Annotated in this window: 13 protein-coding genes and 2 pseudogenes; 5 read left to right on the top strand and 10 right to left on the bottom strand. The window is 67.7% G+C overall.

The genetic code is table 11. The annotated features are described in order from the left end of the window. The first annotated feature begins 16 nt into the window (after positions 1-16). On the top strand, positions 17-247 hold the full coding sequence (locus OG490_RS36200; protein ID WP_330300506.1) for an RNA polymerase sigma factor: 231 nt from the start codon (positions 17-19) through the stop codon (positions 245-247). 286 nt (positions 248-533) lie between these two features. Continuing rightward, a complete protein-coding gene (locus tag OG490_RS36195) occupies positions 534-674 on the top strand; it encodes a hypothetical protein (protein WP_330300505.1) in 141 nt (46 codons plus the stop codon). 26 nt (positions 675-700) lie between these two features. On the opposite strand, the gene OG490_RS36190 is transcribed toward OG490_RS36195, so the two are convergent. From OG490_RS36190 to OG490_RS36160, 7 genes are all read right to left on the bottom strand, one after another. Further along, on the bottom strand, positions 701-877 hold the full coding sequence (locus tag OG490_RS36190) for a hypothetical protein (RefSeq protein ID WP_330300504.1): 177 nt from the start codon (positions 875-877) through the stop codon (positions 701-703). 89 nt (positions 878-966) lie between these two features. Then, positions 967-2418, bottom strand: coding sequence for a non-reducing end alpha-L-arabinofuranosidase family hydrolase (locus tag OG490_RS36185; RefSeq protein ID WP_330300503.1), 1452 nt, complete (start codon positions 2416-2418; stop codon positions 967-969). Between the two features lie 1112 nt (positions 2419-3530). Beyond that, complete coding sequence (locus OG490_RS36180; protein ID WP_330300502.1) at positions 3531-4928, bottom strand: glycoside hydrolase family 43 protein; 1398 nt, start codon at positions 4926-4928, stop codon at positions 3531-3533. 300 nt (positions 4929-5228) lie between these two features. Then, entirely contained in the window at positions 5229-5471 is a 243-nt protein-coding gene (locus tag OG490_RS36175; protein WP_330300501.1) for a hypothetical protein, read from the bottom strand. Positions 5472-5476: 5 nt separating this feature from the next. Then, a complete protein-coding gene (locus OG490_RS36170) occupies positions 5477-5641 on the bottom strand; it encodes a hypothetical protein (RefSeq protein WP_330300500.1) in 165 nt (54 codons plus the stop codon). A 360-nt stretch (positions 5642-6001) separates the two neighbouring features. Next, positions 6002-6985 carry an NADPH:quinone reductase gene (locus tag OG490_RS36165; protein WP_330300499.1) on the bottom strand — a complete coding sequence of 328 codons (984 nt, stop codon included), beginning with the start codon at positions 6983-6985 and terminating at the stop codon, positions 6002-6004. 20 nt (positions 6986-7005) lie between these two features. Further along, positions 7006-7584 (bottom strand): PadR family transcriptional regulator, encoded by a 579-nt coding sequence (locus OG490_RS36160; protein ID WP_330300498.1) that lies wholly within the window; start codon positions 7582-7584, stop codon positions 7006-7008. Positions 7585-7683: 99 nt separating this feature from the next. Here OG490_RS36160 and OG490_RS36155 point away from each other — a divergent pair, with 99 nt between their 5' ends. The 3 genes from OG490_RS36155 (at position 7684) to OG490_RS36145 (ending at position 11179) form a co-directional block, all read left to right on the top strand. Further along, entirely contained in the window at positions 7684-8103 is a 420-nt protein-coding gene (locus OG490_RS36155) for an ester cyclase (protein ID WP_330300497.1), read from the top strand. A 514-nt stretch (positions 8104-8617) separates the two neighbouring features. Next, positions 8618-8776, top strand: a complete 159-nt coding sequence (locus OG490_RS36150; protein WP_330300496.1) for a hypothetical protein — start codon at positions 8618-8620, stop codon at positions 8774-8776. A gap of 687 nt (positions 8777-9463) precedes the next feature. After that, positions 9464-11179 (top strand): LPXTG cell wall anchor domain-containing protein, encoded by a 1716-nt coding sequence (locus OG490_RS36145; RefSeq protein ID WP_330300495.1) that lies wholly within the window; start codon positions 9464-9466, stop codon positions 11177-11179. A 483-nt stretch (positions 11180-11662) separates the two neighbouring features. Here the strand turns inward: OG490_RS36145 and OG490_RS36140 are convergent, their stop codons facing one another. From OG490_RS36140 to OG490_RS39310, 3 genes and pseudogenes are all read right to left on the bottom strand, one after another. Continuing rightward, a complete protein-coding gene (locus OG490_RS36140; RefSeq protein ID WP_330300494.1) occupies positions 11663-13390 on the bottom strand; it encodes a family 43 glycosylhydrolase in 1728 nt (575 codons plus the stop codon). A gap of 177 nt (positions 13391-13567) precedes the next feature. Next, a pseudogene (locus OG490_RS36135) lies at positions 13568-13981 on the bottom strand (non-reducing end alpha-L-arabinofuranosidase family hydrolase); the annotation flags it as partial. A 63-nt stretch (positions 13982-14044) separates the two neighbouring features. Next, positions 14045-14263 (bottom strand): annotated as a pseudogene (locus tag OG490_RS39310) (RICIN domain-containing protein); the annotation flags it as partial. Between the last annotated feature and the right edge of the window lie 102 nt (positions 14264-14365).

Genomic DNA, 14365 nt, shown 5'->3' with positions numbered 1-14365 from the left:
TACAAGGTGAGACGGCATGGGAATGAGGCTCGTGGATGCGGACCACGCGCGGCTGGTCGTCGCGGCACAGGGCGGTGACGATCGGGCGCGCGAGAAGCTGATCGCCGCGTACCTGCCGTTGCTCTACAACATCGTCGGGCGGGCGCTGAGCGGACCTGCCGACGTCGACGACGTCGTTCAGGAAACCCTGCCTCGCGTGGTGCGCGACCTGCCTGCCCTGCGTGCTCCGGAGAGCTTCCGGTCCTGACTCGTGTCGATCACACTCCACCAGGTCAATGCCCACTGGCAGCGGCAACGCGCCTTCGCCGGCCGGACCACGGTCATCGACGAGGCGCTCCAGCCACCGGACGCCGGCGCCGAACCCGAAATCCGAAATCCGCCACGTCTTGCCCTCGGTTCTCGACGGAAGTTCGTACGACAACTCATCCGATCAGAGCTACCACCTGCGGTTTCTCGGTAGACATGGCGCCTGAACCAGCACCAAACCAGCACAGGATCCGAAGCCCATCTACCGCCGCTACACCGTCGTCCGGATGGTCGCCGCCCGCGCCGACGTCCTGACCGCCGTCCACCAGCGCAACCCTGAACGGTTCGTCAACAAGCCAGCCGCCCCGCCGATCATCCCCACCAACGTGTGGATCAACCAGCCGGACGACCATGCCCCCGTCCGGTGATCACCTCGGACGCCGGCGACCTTGGCTCACTCGACAAACCCCGAAACCGACCGACTCACCAGGCTCGACACGTTCCGCGTCTCGTGGTCGACCATGACGAGGCCGCCACCATTCGGGTTCTCCACGTGCACGGCGGGCTCGGCCTTGTACCGAGCCCGCCGCTCCAACTCCACCCGTTCCTGATCGCTCACTGTGACGCTCACCCGGTTCGGCGTACGTCGTTGCCCGCGAACCTCAGGAACACCGGAGCCGGCCCTGTGTCACGCCACCGGCAAGATCCGAAAGAGACGGCCTAGCGCTGCAGTGTCAGCACGCCCGGCCGGTACGGCAGGAGGCCGTAGTCCATGCCGTCGGTGCTGGGGTCGCGCCCCTGGTAGAGGAACTGCAGGTTGCAGGGGTCGATGGTCTTGGTCTGGTCGGGGTTGGTGCGGACCAGATCGCCGTGGCTGATGTCGTTGGTCCAGGTCGCGCCGCTGTTGGCCTTGCCGGCGAAGGGGTTGCTCAGGGTGTCGGCCTGCGGTGTCCACGTGCCGTCGAGGCTGGTGGCCGTGAACGAGCGGAAGTAGCGACCACTCCCTGTGTAGTTCTGGGCCTCGACGATCATGAGGTACTGGTTCTGACCCTGGACCTTGTAGACCTCGACCGCCTCGAACAGGTTGAGCGGCGTGTCGCTCATGATCTTCGTGGACGACGAACCGAAGCTGCCCGGGAAGTTGCCGATGGGCATGCTGGACCGGTAGATGTCGCCCTCATCGTTGGCGAAGAACATGTACATCTTCGTGTCGTCGCCGATGAGGGTCACGTCGAGAGGGCCCCCCTTCGGGAGGGTGCCCGTGAACAGCTCCTGCTGCGCGGACCAGCCGTTGGGGTTGGTGGGGTCGCTCGAGGTGCGGTAGGAGAAGGCGTATGGCCAACCCCCGTTGTAGGCGAGCACCCAGAGGTTCTTCGGGGCGAAGTAGAACAGCGTCGGCGCGATGCCATCGAAGGGAATCGTGTTCTGGGTGGCAGTGGCCATGCCGGACCAGTTCGTGAAGGGGCTGAAGGTCGTCAACCCCCAGCGCCCATCGTTACCCGCGAGGGTGTTGTGCGTCGTGGCATAGACGACGTGCTTGCCGTTGTAGACGACGCTGGTGAAGTCCTTGAGCGAGGCCCACCCCGACTTCGGCTCCGCCAGCGGGCCGGTCGATGTCCAGCGGTAGGTCGACGGAAGAGCGCACGTGCCGGTGCTGACGTCGGCGACGGGGACGAGTTGCCACTGCTGGTTGCTGCCGCCCCAGTCGGCGTACTGGACGATCTTGCCGCCGTCGGCGGTGGAGGCGCTCTGGACCTCGAGGGCCTTGCTGCTGTGGCGGTTCAGGAGGCGGACGTAGCCGTCGGCGGAGTCGGCGAGGCGGAACTGCTGGTTGGTCGCGTTGAGGTCGCTCCACTGGACGACGTCGGTGCCGTCGGCCGAGGACCAGTTGTAGTCGTCCAGGACCTTGCCGGAGTTACGGTTCTGCAGGCGGTAGTAGCCGCTGCCGGAGTCCAGGAAGCGCCACTGCTGGGCTTCGTTGCTGGAGCGGGTCCACTGGACGACGGGCGAGCCGTCGGCGGTGGCGAAGTTGTAGTCGTCCAGCGCCTTGCCGCTGTTGCGGTTCACCAGTACGTACCACTTGCCGGTGTCGACCGAGGCGGCCGAGGCGGACGACGGGTTCACCATCGCCAGGAAGCCGGCCACGAAGACCATCGAGAGCAGGGCGGCCATCCGCGGCCGCCATCCTCGCCGTGTCGAGTTTGGTGGAGCTGTACCGAGAGCGTTCATCTGCACCCTCCTAGGGGCGACTTGGGCAGGGGCGGTCCTTGTCGGTGCGTGCGTGCGTGTGTGCGGACCGGGCACGACACGTCCGAGGCTGTGGCAAGACGTGACCCCTGCGGGTGGGGGCACCGGATCTCCGACATATTGTTAGCGTTAACAATTTGAAAGTCGAACATCTGGTGTGTTCACGGAGAAGACCATGGGGCCTGAGAGGCCGTCAAGTGCCGTGCCGCAACCTGTCCGTTACTAAGGCGTCATCAGAATCCCGTCCTGTCAGAGTTGTTGACGAGACTGACGTGAGTGATCACACTCTTCGGCGGCCGGGGCGGGCAGAAGACTGACCGCGCAGCGGGCGGTCGCGGTGACAACGGTGGCCAGGCGGAGTGCTCAGCACATCAGGGGACTCCTCCACGGGAACGGAAGACCGGTCAAGGTCTTCCAAGGACGCCCCGCACACGCCGAGTAAATGTCCGCCATGCGCAGGATGCGCACCAGCCGCTCGGACGGTGCACGTCCCCCCGCGCACGGCAGATCAACTGTGGCCAGTGACGGCGGACTCCCACGGATCTGGCAGCCCAGCACGGATGTGGGGGTAGCCCGTCTGGCCCGCACACGGCTCCCGCGGGCACCGGATGACTGGCGCACCGCAGGAGACAGCGCCGATCGCTGCCCCACCCCGCTGCTGATCTCCAGCCTTTTGCAGACAGGTAGCACCGCCCCGGACACGTCCGTGGGCGCCACCTGCACCACCGGCGCCGACGGTGTCTGCACCGCGACCGTCCCACTGGGGAGCTACTACTGGCAGGAGACCAAAGCACCGGACCTCTGGGAGCACTCCCATTCGTAGGCACATGAAGCGAGCCCCGCGCGGTGCGCGTCAAGACACGCGTCCGAGTTCACCTTCCGTAACCGGACTCCCCCCGGCCCCACCGCGTACGGTCGACGGGCCCGTCCGTGTCGATCTCCCCATGGACACCGCCTGGTCCCTTCGGGTTCACCCCGAAGGGACCAGGCCAGCGTTTCCCAACGGCCGTGAAGCCAACGGCCCGAGCCGACCCCCGTCAGTAGCCGACGTGGAAGGTGGCGTCGGCCTTATCCGTGGTGGTGGAGATCGGGTCGATGCGCAGGACGTAGCCGGTGTGCCGGATGTAGCGCGTCGGGAAGTTGTGCGATCGGAACGACGACCAGGCGGAGTCTGCCAGTCCGGCGGTCTTGTGGAACGTGGCGTCCGCGGCGAAGGTCGCGGTGCCGTCGTTCTCTTCCAGCCGCAGGTCGTAGTTGTAGTGCCGCAGATAGCGGGTCGGGAGGTCCACCGACTGGAAGGAGACACCCGCGCTGTCGGCCAGGCCGGGCACGAGCTTCCACTGCGACTCGGTGTACGGGTCGAACGGGTAGACATCGATCCGGCCGATCGAGTTGGCATGACGGACGTAACGGTCGGGGTAGTTGTAGGACTTCAGCCGGTTCCAGGCGGGGCTGCCCCACCTCGCCACGAGGTTGTCGTACTCACTCGTGGTGATCGTCGCGATGGTGCAGTGCTTGGAGTTGAGCGGCTGGGTGTAAAGGCGCTGGTCGAGCGGGGTCCAGGTGCCGGCGGCGAGGTCGTTGCTCTGCCAGGCGTAGAAGACGCCGTTCGGCGAGTAGGTGTCGCCCCACAGGTACCAGGATCCGGCGGTCAGGGACTTCACCAGGGTCGGCGCCTCGGTGGCACCGTGAGCGGCCGCCGTGCTGAAGGGGGTGAAGCTGCCCGGATCGAGGGTGGTCGACCGCGCGCCGACCAGGGTCTCGTCCCTCTTGTGGTAGAGGTAGTTGACGCCGTTGACGCCCACGGCCAGAGTGCCGTCAATGATGTCGTAGCCGGGATCGAAGAAAACCTGCGGGGACGACACCGTCTGGAAATCGGTGGTGTAGTTCACCATGATCACGCCGTGGCCGCTGGCATTGACGGACGAGTAGATGATCCCGTACGCGCCCCGGCCTGCGTCCCAGAACGACTCGGGCGCCCAGCTGTGGGTGACCATGTCGTGCAGCTTCAGGCGTCGGTAGCCCGTGAGGCTGCGCAGGTCCGCAGAGTCCCAGACATGGATGTACTGACTGTTGTAGCCCCAGTCGAAGCCCTTGAGGTCAGTGGCGAGTACGACGAAGGTGCCGTCCTGCTTGCGCATGATGAACGGATCACGCAGGCCGCCCGCACCCGCGGTCGGGGTCACCACGGGGTTGTTCTGGTTGAGCGGCATCCAGCGCAGGCCGTCGGTGCTGACGGCCAGGTGCAGGCCGTAGTTGGCGTCCAGCAAGGCCGCGGACTCGGTGAAGTAGCCCATGACGTAGGCCGCGTCGGCAGCGTAGGCGGGCCGCGCGCCCAGGGCCAGCGTGCCGCTCAGGGCCAGCGGGACGGTGGCGGCCATACCGAGGAACAGTCGGCGCGACGGGTGGGGGCCGGGGCCGGTTGTGGCGGTCATTTGCGCTCCAGGGTGGGTGGGGGGCGGGCGGCCGTCCTCGGGGGTCACGGCATGCACCGTCGCAGTGCTGGGCGGGGCGCCCCGGACCACGGGATGCGACGGGTCCCGCGGGTTGCCGCGGATGTTGGGTCCCGGTGCAGGAGGTTGCTGCCCGTTCCGCGGAGCCCAGTCCATCGAGGTGCGGGGGCGATGGAAGCGGGACTGAATGTTAGCGTTAACAATTCAGTCGGCGAGGTCATGCGTTAGATCAAGGCGGCTCGATGGCCATCACTATGGGTCAGCTCGAGTAGTGCGTCAAGGTCACGCGCAAGGTTGTCCCGCTGCCCGGCCGGGAATCGCGGCCAGGCCCGATCCGTCGTCCCGGACGGGCACGTCGGCCTCGACGAAGCCCCGCCGCCGGTTCATGCCGATGGCCGCAGCGTTGTCCGGGTGGCGGAGGGCCCGCATCCAGTGCACGTCGTGCGAACGCGCGAAGCTGATCGCCAGAAGCTTCATCGCCAGCGCGACGCCCCTCCCCCGGTGGCCGGCCAGCACTCCTGTCATCTCACTCAGGCGTGCCCTTCGGCCTGCAAAGACGTAGCCGCCATGCCGATCCACGTCCCGCCGTCCAGTACGAGGACGACCCCCTTCGGGTAGGTCGCGGTGTCGATGCGCTCAGCGAGGTGAGCGTCGAACGTGTAGAACTCCCCGCGTCCCGGGTGTCGGCGGAGCACTCCTTGTTCAGGTCGTAGAGCGCGCGCCGATGTTCTGCCGTGTCACCGAGAGCCGCCATCGTCATGAACTCGATGCCACCGTCCCGACAGCTCCGCAGACAGTGCTCGAAGCGGGCATCGTCGAACGCGTCCAGGTCGAGCTCGAGTCAAACCTATTCAACTGCCGTGCGGGAGCTCCGGTTTCACCAGCCTCGACGTGCCCTCCAGGGCTGATTCATAGCCCGGTTGGTCATGTGGCGTCGCTGGTCACGGCAGGATGACGATCTGCAGAAGAGCCGTCACACACGCAACGAAGCTCCGGTTTACGGGGTGACCTTGCAAGTCGCCCTGAACATCTGGAGCTTCGGTTCCGAGTCTGCGCTATTGGGGGATGGTGACCAGGATGCGGCCGTGGCCACCGCCGGCGTCGACCTGGTCGTGGGCCTTGGCGATGTCGTCCAGCGGGTGCCGGTCGCCGACGGCGACGGTGAGGGCGCCGACGGCGGCTGCGGAGGTGAGGTCGCGGGCGGCCTGGCGCTTGACCTCTGCGGGGAAGTCGTCGCTGCCGAGCAGCCGCAGGGTGACGTTGTTGAACAGCAGCGGCCAGAAGGGGATCTCGGTGCGGTCCGTGCGGGTGGCGTAGGCGGCGATGACGGCGTTCTCGGCGGCGACGGCGTTGTCGAGGTCGGCGTTGTCGGACAGTGCGACCTCGATGATCCGGTCGACGCCCTGCGGCGCGTACGAGCGGATGGCCGCGGCTGGGTCGCCGGTATCCAGGGCGACGGTGTGGGAGACGATGGCCGGGTCGACGCGGTGGAGGTCCGCGGTGCGGCGGACGGTGGCGATTACGGTGGCGCCGGCCCAGTGGGCGAGCTGGGCGGCCAGTGAGCCGACGCCGCCGAGGACTCCGTGGACCAGGACGATTCGGCCGTCGACCGGGCCGTCGGCGAAGACGGTGCGGTGGGCGGTGATGCCGGGGATGCCGAGGCTCGCCCCCAGCTCGTCGCTGAGGTGGTCGGGCAGAGGTACGGCCTGGTTCTCGGGTACGACGGTGTACTGGGCGGCCGTGCCGAAGGGGCGGTAGGACTGGGCGCCGTATACCCAGACCCGCCGTCCGACGCGGCGGGCGTCGCCTCCGGTGCCGACGGCGTCGATGACTCCGGCGGCGTCGCTATGCGGGATCACCCGCGGGAAGGGCATGGACGAGCCGAGCCAGCCGCGACGCTTCTTGGTGTCGCCGGGGTTGACACTCGAGACGGTGACACGGACGCGGACCTCGCCGGGGCCGGGGACAGGATCAGGGAGCTCGCCGACGTGCAGGACATCGGCGGCGGGTCCCTGGTCGTCGTACCAGGAAGCAAGCATGGAAGTACCTCCGTGGGCGGTCAGCTCGTGGGAGCGGCGGGCTCATGCGGATCACTGTCGGTGCATGCGGTGTCGAATGCGGGCGGCTTCTCCCCGAGGGTCTCGCGCAGCCAGGTCCGTTCGGCGCGGCTGGTGGCGCGGGCGGTGAGCAGCATGCCCCGCCGGTAGGGGTCGGCGACCTCCTCGGCACGCAGGGGCCGCTCGTGGTCGTAGAAGAAACTCGCCGGTTCTTCCAGGAACTCCAGCCGCCTGCGCAGCACCGCGTGCTGTTCGGCCATCTCGGGCAGGTGGGAGAGGAAGGCCAGGACGATGTAGAACCGGGTGAAGTCGGTGATCTCGTGGTCGGCGGGCTTGCGCAAGCGCTGCAGCATGTCGGCCCGGCCGGCCGCGGTCAGGCTGAGCACGTACCGGGCCGCTCCTGCGGCCGGGTCGGCGCGCCGCTCGATCAAGCCCGCCTTGGTCAGGCGATTGATCGCCGGATAGAGGCTGCCGTCACTGACCGGCCGCGTATAGCCGGTCAGCTGTGAGACACGGCGGCGCAGCTCGTGTCCGGGCAAGAGTGCCTCGGCCAGAAAACCGAGTATCGCGAGTTCGAGCATGCCCCCATCTTCGCACACACACATCGAATCGATGTGAACATCGATTCGATGTTACGCTCGGAGGTACCCACCCAAACGTCTCTGGAGAGGCACAGCACCATGCCATCGCAGTCCACCGAGTCAGTGATGAACCGCTTCGTCGAGTTCATCAACACGGGCAACGAGGACCTCGCCCGCGAGGTCATTTCTCCGAACGCGGTGTTCCACGCGCCAAGCCACCCGGAACCACTGCGGGGGCCCGATGGGTACTTGGAAGTCATCGGGATGATGCGCAGCGCCTTCCCGGACGTCCAGTGGACGCTGGAGGAGACGGTCACCGAAGGTGACACCGTGGCCGCACGGTTCACCATGCGAGGCACCCACGACGGTGACTTCTTCGGGATCCCGGCGAGCGGCAACAAGATCTCGGTGCAGGCCATGAACTTCTACTACCTGGCCGACGGCCGGATCGTCGGCGAACGAGGCCAGCCCGACCTCCTCGGGGTGATGCAGCAGATCGGTGCCCTCCCGGCGCCGTGAACCACGTAACGAACTCGCGACCGGCCCGGTGAGCGTGGTCGAGCACGACCAGGACTGCAAGGCCCTGGCCTGCGCGGTGTTCCAGCTGTGGCGCGAGAGCAACGGCACCGACGGCCTGCAGATCGACGGTGCGTCGTCCGACGCCAGGGTCGGTGCAGACCGGCGGCAGCCGCGCCGACACCCTGGCGCCCACCTCCTGCACCACGGACGCACAGGGGCGCTGCGCCTACCAGGGCCTCTCGCTGGGCTCCTACTATTTCAAGGAGATCGCGGCGTCGAAGGGCCATCTGCTGCCCTCGGTCCCGGTCAGCAGCCCCCACCTGCTCACTGCGGCGAACGACGGCAGGCCGCTAGTGCTGTGGCCGGAAAGGTTTGCCGGGTCGCGGCGTCCGGTGCGGTGCATCGCAAGGCGGAGGACCGCGGCTCGTACTGGACGTACCGCCGCGGTCCGACAACGCGCCGAGGTGCCGTGCCGGACGCCGCGACCCGGCAAACCTTTCCGGTCACAGCATCAGTGGTCGTCCGGCTGAACCAGCGCGCCTCCCGGCTTCCGGACACCGGGCTCGGGCTCGGGCTGCCGCTGGCGGCCGCCATCGCCGTCAGCCTGGCCAGTGCCTGCTGCGGGGTGTTCCTGCTGGCCCTGCGCAGCCGACGCCGCAGCAGCAGCCCATGACCGGATGAGGCAAGCGCTGAGGGAGCCGGGTCCGGTGGCCGAACACGGGCTGCTGGACCCGGCCCTCTCAGCGTGACAGCTGCTTCGGCCGTACACCCCAACCGCCTTGCAGACCTACCTTGACGAGAACGGCATCCCCCGGCCGAAGTCCTGGCGAACCCTTGGCACTTGAGCCCTACCATCCAAGATCCCCGACAGAGTCGAGGTAACGGGCGGGGGCGTGCTGGGCGCCGCTGACGATGCGCAGCCCCCAGCGCTACACACCGCCTGGCGGTAGATGTACGACAACAGGACCGTCGCGGTGGCGGCGGCCGCCGTCTTTCTATTCCTGTGCTTCCTGTGCGGCTTCAGCCGCTCGGCCACCGCGGGGCGGTGTGCGGCCGGAGGCATGTGATGGTTCGCGTCGTCGAGGCGGAAAGGGAGCCCGGGTGTGTCACCGGGTCACGGGGGCACGGGTCACCGGATCCGGTGAGTGAGACGGTACGACCGCGTCTCAACGGGAAACGATTGAGGCGGCAACCTTTTCGCTCTGAGTGGCCACTTAGGGGTGTACCGACGAGGGCGAGCCGTGGTCAGCGGCGCTACGCCCTCTGTGTCAACACCCGATCGGAGCCCCACGTGTCACCAGACGACCCGAGATCCGCCGAGCAGCCGATGCCCTGGGATCGCACGCCCCGCCGTAGCCGGATGCGCCGGCGCTTTGTCGCGGGGGCGGTGGCGGTGCTCGCCGCCTCGGTCGGCCTCGGCGCCCTGGCGCCCAGCGCGGGCGCCGCGCCGACCATCGACATCAGTGTGAACGCCGGTGCCTCCCTGGGCACAGTGCCCAGCAGTGGTGTCGGCCTCAACACGGGCTTCGGCGACGAGCACATGGGGGACGCCAAGGTCACATCGCTGATGAAGGCCGCGGGAGTTCGGCAGCTGCGCTATCCCGGCGGCTCCGGCGCGGACGACTACCACTGGAAGACCCACACCTCCGGCGACGGCACCGGCTGGATCCCCTCCAACACCGACTTCGACCACTTCATGGCCACCGCGAAGACGGTCGGCGCCCAGCCGATCCTGACCGCGAACTACGGTTCCGGCACCCCCCAGGAGGCCGCCGACTGGGTCAAGTACTCCAACGTCGACAAGGGTTACGGCGTGAAGTACTGGGAGATCGGCAACGAGGTCTACGGCAACGGGCACTACGGCAACGGCAAGGGCTGGGAAACCGACACGCACGCCGACAAGAGCCCGAGGGAGTACGGGAAGAACCTGGTCGCCTACTCGAAGGCGATGAAGGCCGTGGACCCGACGGTGAAGATCGGAGCGGTGCTCACCACCCCCGGCGGCTGGCCGGACAAGGAGAAGGCTCCCGGTGACAGCGCTGACTGGAACAACAGGGTGCTCTCCATCGCGGGAAGCTCGATCGACTTCGTCATCGTCCACTGGTATCCGGGCGGCACCACCACGGCCGACCTGCTGAACACCCCCTCCCGGATCGCCGGTACCACGTCCGAGCTGCGCTCTCTGATCGCCAAGTACGCGGGCTCGCGCGCCGCTTCGGTGGAGATCGCGGTCACCGAGACCGACGGCGTCGGCTCGCCCGCCTTGACCAGCCAGGCCGCGGCCCTGTTCGCGCCGGACACCTACATGACCTGGTTCGAGCAGGGTGCCACCCACGTGGACTGGTGGAACCTGCACAACGGCTCGGGCGAAGCACCCACCACCGTCAACGGCGAGATCGACTACCGGGACGGGGGTGTGCTCTCCGCTGAAACCTGCGCCGGGGGGAAGTGCCAACCGCCGCGCGATACGCCCTTCCCCACCTACTGGGGCATCCGCTCGCTGACCGCACTGGCGCAGCCCGGCGATACCATGGTCAAGTCGTCCTCGGGCAACTCGTCGGTCACTGTGCACGCGGTGCGGAGCGGCAACGGCGGTCTGAACGTCATGCTGACCAACAAGAGCCCGCAGAACGCGGCGCAGGTGTCGCTCTCGTACGCCGGATTCACCCCGGCCGCAGGGGCAGTCACGACCGTTTCGTATGCCACGGGAGGCACCGCCCTGACTACGGCGGAGCGGGGCACGGCGGTCGCGCAGACACTGCCGCCGTACTCGATCACGACTCTTCAGCTGAAGCCCGCGTCGGGGACTGCCGGCGCTGACAAGCCGACGCCCGTCCCCACGCCGACCGCCGTTGCGCCGGTTGTCTCCGCCCCCGGCACGACCGGCACCCGTGCACAGCGGGAGGCCGGCGCACCCGTCGGCCGGCCGACCCCGAACAGCACGTCCGGCGACCTGGCTTCCACCGGGGCGAGCAGCGCTGTCACGTACAGCGCCCTCGGTGGCCTACTGGTCATCGCTGCCGGCACTGTCCTGGTGCTTCGCGGACGTCGCCGCAGGGCTTCGCACCGGAAGTGAGACCGCATGACTGACTGACGGCCCGGCAGCAACACCACCCACCCGTGGCGTGCGCGCCGGGCCGTCGGCGTCGGCGTCGGCGGTCAGGAAACAACAAGGCCCGGGTCGTTGACCTGGACCTGGCGTTCCGGGCCGCTGTGGAACTACCGCGCGAGGACTTCGCGATGAACCACAACCAGTCGTCCAGGTCGGCATGGCCGCCATCGGCACCACGCTCCGCGTCGGGACCGACCTCCAGGCCGGCCAGGGCGAACGGCCTCCGTCGCTCACCTGACGGCACAGACGGCTCGGCCCCCTGCCTCGCTCGGGAAGCAGGGGGCCGAGCCGTCTGTGGCCTGTGCCGAGGTGGGCCCGCCAAGCTCCCGGGCTTCCGGTCCCGTGCGGCAGGCTCACCTCCAGGCGCCGGTCGGCGGCTGTGGCCCGAAAAGGCCCTGGACAGGTTCGGGCGCCGGGTTGCCGGCCCGGGCCCGACCCTTTATTGGTTCAGCTCTTGCCGGTCAGGCGCCAGACCTGGTTCTTCTTGGTGGCCAGGGCACTGGCGGAGTCACAGGTCCACTGGTGGACCAGCGCTCCGACGGCGGTGGAGATCCCGCTGACGTCCACGCACTTGCCGCTGTGCACCGCGACGAGCTGGTAGTCGTTGGCGGTGACCTGCCGCAGCGTGAACTGCTGGTTCGTGCCGCCGTGGCAGGTCCACTGGTGGACCGCCGCGCCGTCGGCGGTGGAGACGCCGCCGATGTCGAGGCACTTGCCGCTGGAGCGGTTCACCAGGGAGTAGGTGTCCGCCACCCCCAGTACCGGGTGGAAGTCGAACCGCTGTTCCTCACCGGCGCCGCAGGTGTACTGCCGGTACTGAGTGCCGTCGGTGGTGCTCTGGTTGGGGTCGTCCAGGCAGTACCCGCTGTGCTGGGCGACGGCGGTTGACGAGAAGGCGGGCCGGCCGCTGGTGAACTGCCACCAGTTCATGTTGAACAGGTACCCGCTGCCACCGGCGAAGCTCAGGTACAGATCGTGGGTCCCGGTCGCACCCGTGACAGGGCACGAGACCGTGCTCCAGCTCTGCCAGCCTCCGGTGCCCGACACCGTGCAGGTCCCGACCGTTGGCCCGGTAGGACTGTCCAGGTGCAGCTCAACTCGGCCGCCGCTGGTGTTTGAGGCCACCCTGGTGGTGAACGAGCCGGCACCGGCGCCGAATGCCACGCCCTTGACCTTGACGTAATCGCCGTTCTCAATCCAGCTGATGTTCATCCCGCCCTCGCTGGAGGGTTCGGTTTCGATGCCGCTGCCCCACGCGTTGGTCTCGGCTTCCTGGCGGACATAAGGATCGAGTGTGCCGACCTGCGGCGCCCCGGCCGTCGTCATATTCATCGTTGGAATGGTGCCGTCGGCGTTGTAGCTGAACTTCTCCACCGCGACCGACCGGGTGAAGCCACCACCGCCAGGCAGAGCGCCGTTGTGGTAGAAGAAGTACGAGCCGCCGTTGAAGTCGACGATGCCGACGTGGTTGGTGAAGCTGCTGCCCTGCGAGGGCATGATGGTGCCGCGATACGTCCACGGTCCGGTCGGGCCGGGCGAGGTGGAGTAGGCGATGAACTCAGAGCAGCATTTCGCCGCGAACACCATGTAGTACAGGCCGTTCCGCTTGTAGAACCACGGGCCTTCCTCGTACAGGGTGGGTCGGTTCGCGTCTCCCGTGCGGGTGCCGAACCCCGCGGTGGTCAGCGGTATCTGCGTCGGGCTGCCGGAGTACGAGATCATGTCGGCGTTGAGCCGCACGTACCAAAGATTCGGGTTGCCGTAATACAGGTAGGCCTGCCCGTCGTCGTCGATGAAGACGGTCGGGTCGATCTCACTGTTCTCCACCAGCGGGTGGCCGAGGGCATCCCGGAACGGGCCGGTGGGGCTGTCCGACACCGCCACGCCGATGGCGAATTGCCCGGTCGCCCGGACCGACACCGGCACGTACCAGTAGAACTTGCCGCCCCGTTCGACGGCCTGGCCCGCCCACGCGTTGGCGCCCGCCCAGCTGAAGGTGTTCAGGCTGAGCGGTGAGCCGTGGTCGGTCCAGTTGACCATGTCGGCGGAGGACCACACCCGCCAGTCATTCATCACGAACGAGGAGGTGGAGGTGTCCTCGTCGTGCCCGGTGTACAGGTAGACCCGGCCGTTGTAGACCAGCGGTGCCGGGTCGGCGGTGTAAATGTGTTGCACGATCGGGTTGTCTGCCCGGGCTGCAGCCGGAAGAAAACCCACCATACAGAGAAGGCCTATCGTCAAGGCGAGGACGCGTTTCGACCACCGCTGAAGTGTGAATTTCACTGTTTGAGTCCCTTGTTCGGTTGGGATACGAAGGGGTGGCGTCGGCGGCGACCGCCAGCAGCCGGACCTCTAGCGCTGCAGTGTCAGCACGCCCGGCCGGTACGGCAGGAGGCCGTAGTCCCCGCCGTCGGTGCTGGGGTCGCGCCCCTGGTAGAGGAACTGCAGGTTGCAGGGGTCGATGGTCTTGGTCTGGTCGGGGTTGGTGCGAACCAGATCGCCGTGACTGATGTCGTTGGTCCATGTCGCGCCGCTGTTGGCCTTGCCGGCGAAGGGGTTGGTCACGGCGTCGGCCTGCGGTGTCCACGTGCCGTCGAGGCTGGTGGCCGTGAACGAGCGGAAGTAGCGACCACTCCCTGTGTAGTTCTGGGCCTCGACGATCATGAGGTACTGGTTCTGACCCTGGACCTTGTAGACCTCGACCGCCTCGAACAGGTCGAGCGGCGTGTCGCTCATGATCTTCGTGGACGACGAACCGAAGCCACCCCGCCCTCGGGGTTGCCAGCGGGCCGGTCGATGCCAGCGGTACGTCGACGGCAGCGTGCAGGTGCCGGTGCCCTTGTCCACCTGGACGAGTTGCCACTGCTGGTTGGTGCCGCCCCAGTCGCTGTACTGCACGACGTTGGCGCCGTCGTTGGCGGCCGCGTTCTGGGCCTCGACCGCCTTGTTGCTGTTGCGTCGTAGGCCGCGCGGCTGGCGGCGGTGACGGTCGGGCCACCTCCGCAGAGGCGCGCCCGGTATGGCCGCTGTGCGGAAGGGGTCAGGCACGTCCGCGCCCGACCCCTTCCGCGTGGTTCAACCTGCGCAGGGTTCATCAGCACATCTGGGCGAAGCGGTGCCGCCGCCTTGGAGCGGCGGCACCGCTTGTAC

It is taken from the genome of Streptomyces sp. NBC_00503 (genome assembly GCF_036346895.1).
Lineage (GTDB): Bacteria > Actinomycetota > Actinomycetes > Streptomycetales > Streptomycetaceae > Streptomyces.
Note: the sequence above shows the minus strand (reverse complement) of the source record. Positions and strands in the feature narration are given on the sequence as shown.

Coding starts and splice junctions, on each gene's coding strand:
- OG490_RS36185 (WP_330300503.1), bottom strand. CDS start 2,418: ATGGCCGCCCTGCTCTCGATGGTCTTCGTGGCCGGCTTCCTGGCGATG.
- OG490_RS36160 (WP_330300498.1), bottom strand. CDS start 7,584: ATGCTCGAACTCGCGATACTCGGTTTTCTGGCCGAGGCACTCTTGCCC.
- OG490_RS36175 (WP_330300501.1), bottom strand. CDS start 5,471: ATGACAGGAGTGCTGGCCGGCCACCGGGGGAGGGGCGTCGCGCTGGCG.
- OG490_RS36180 (WP_330300502.1), bottom strand. CDS start 4,928: ATGACCGCCACAACCGGCCCCGGCCCCCACCCGTCGCGCCGACTGTTC.
- OG490_RS36200 (WP_330300506.1), top strand. CDS start 17: ATGGGAATGAGGCTCGTGGATGCGGACCACGCGCGGCTGGTCGTCGCG.
- OG490_RS36195 (WP_330300505.1), top strand. CDS start 534: ATGGTCGCCGCCCGCGCCGACGTCCTGACCGCCGTCCACCAGCGCAAC.
- OG490_RS36165 (WP_330300499.1), bottom strand. CDS start 6,985: ATGCTTGCTTCCTGGTACGACGACCAGGGACCCGCCGCCGATGTCCTG.
- OG490_RS36155 (WP_330300497.1), top strand. CDS start 7,684: ATGCCATCGCAGTCCACCGAGTCAGTGATGAACCGCTTCGTCGAGTTC.
- OG490_RS36145 (WP_330300495.1), top strand. CDS start 9,464: ATGCGCCGGCGCTTTGTCGCGGGGGCGGTGGCGGTGCTCGCCGCCTCG.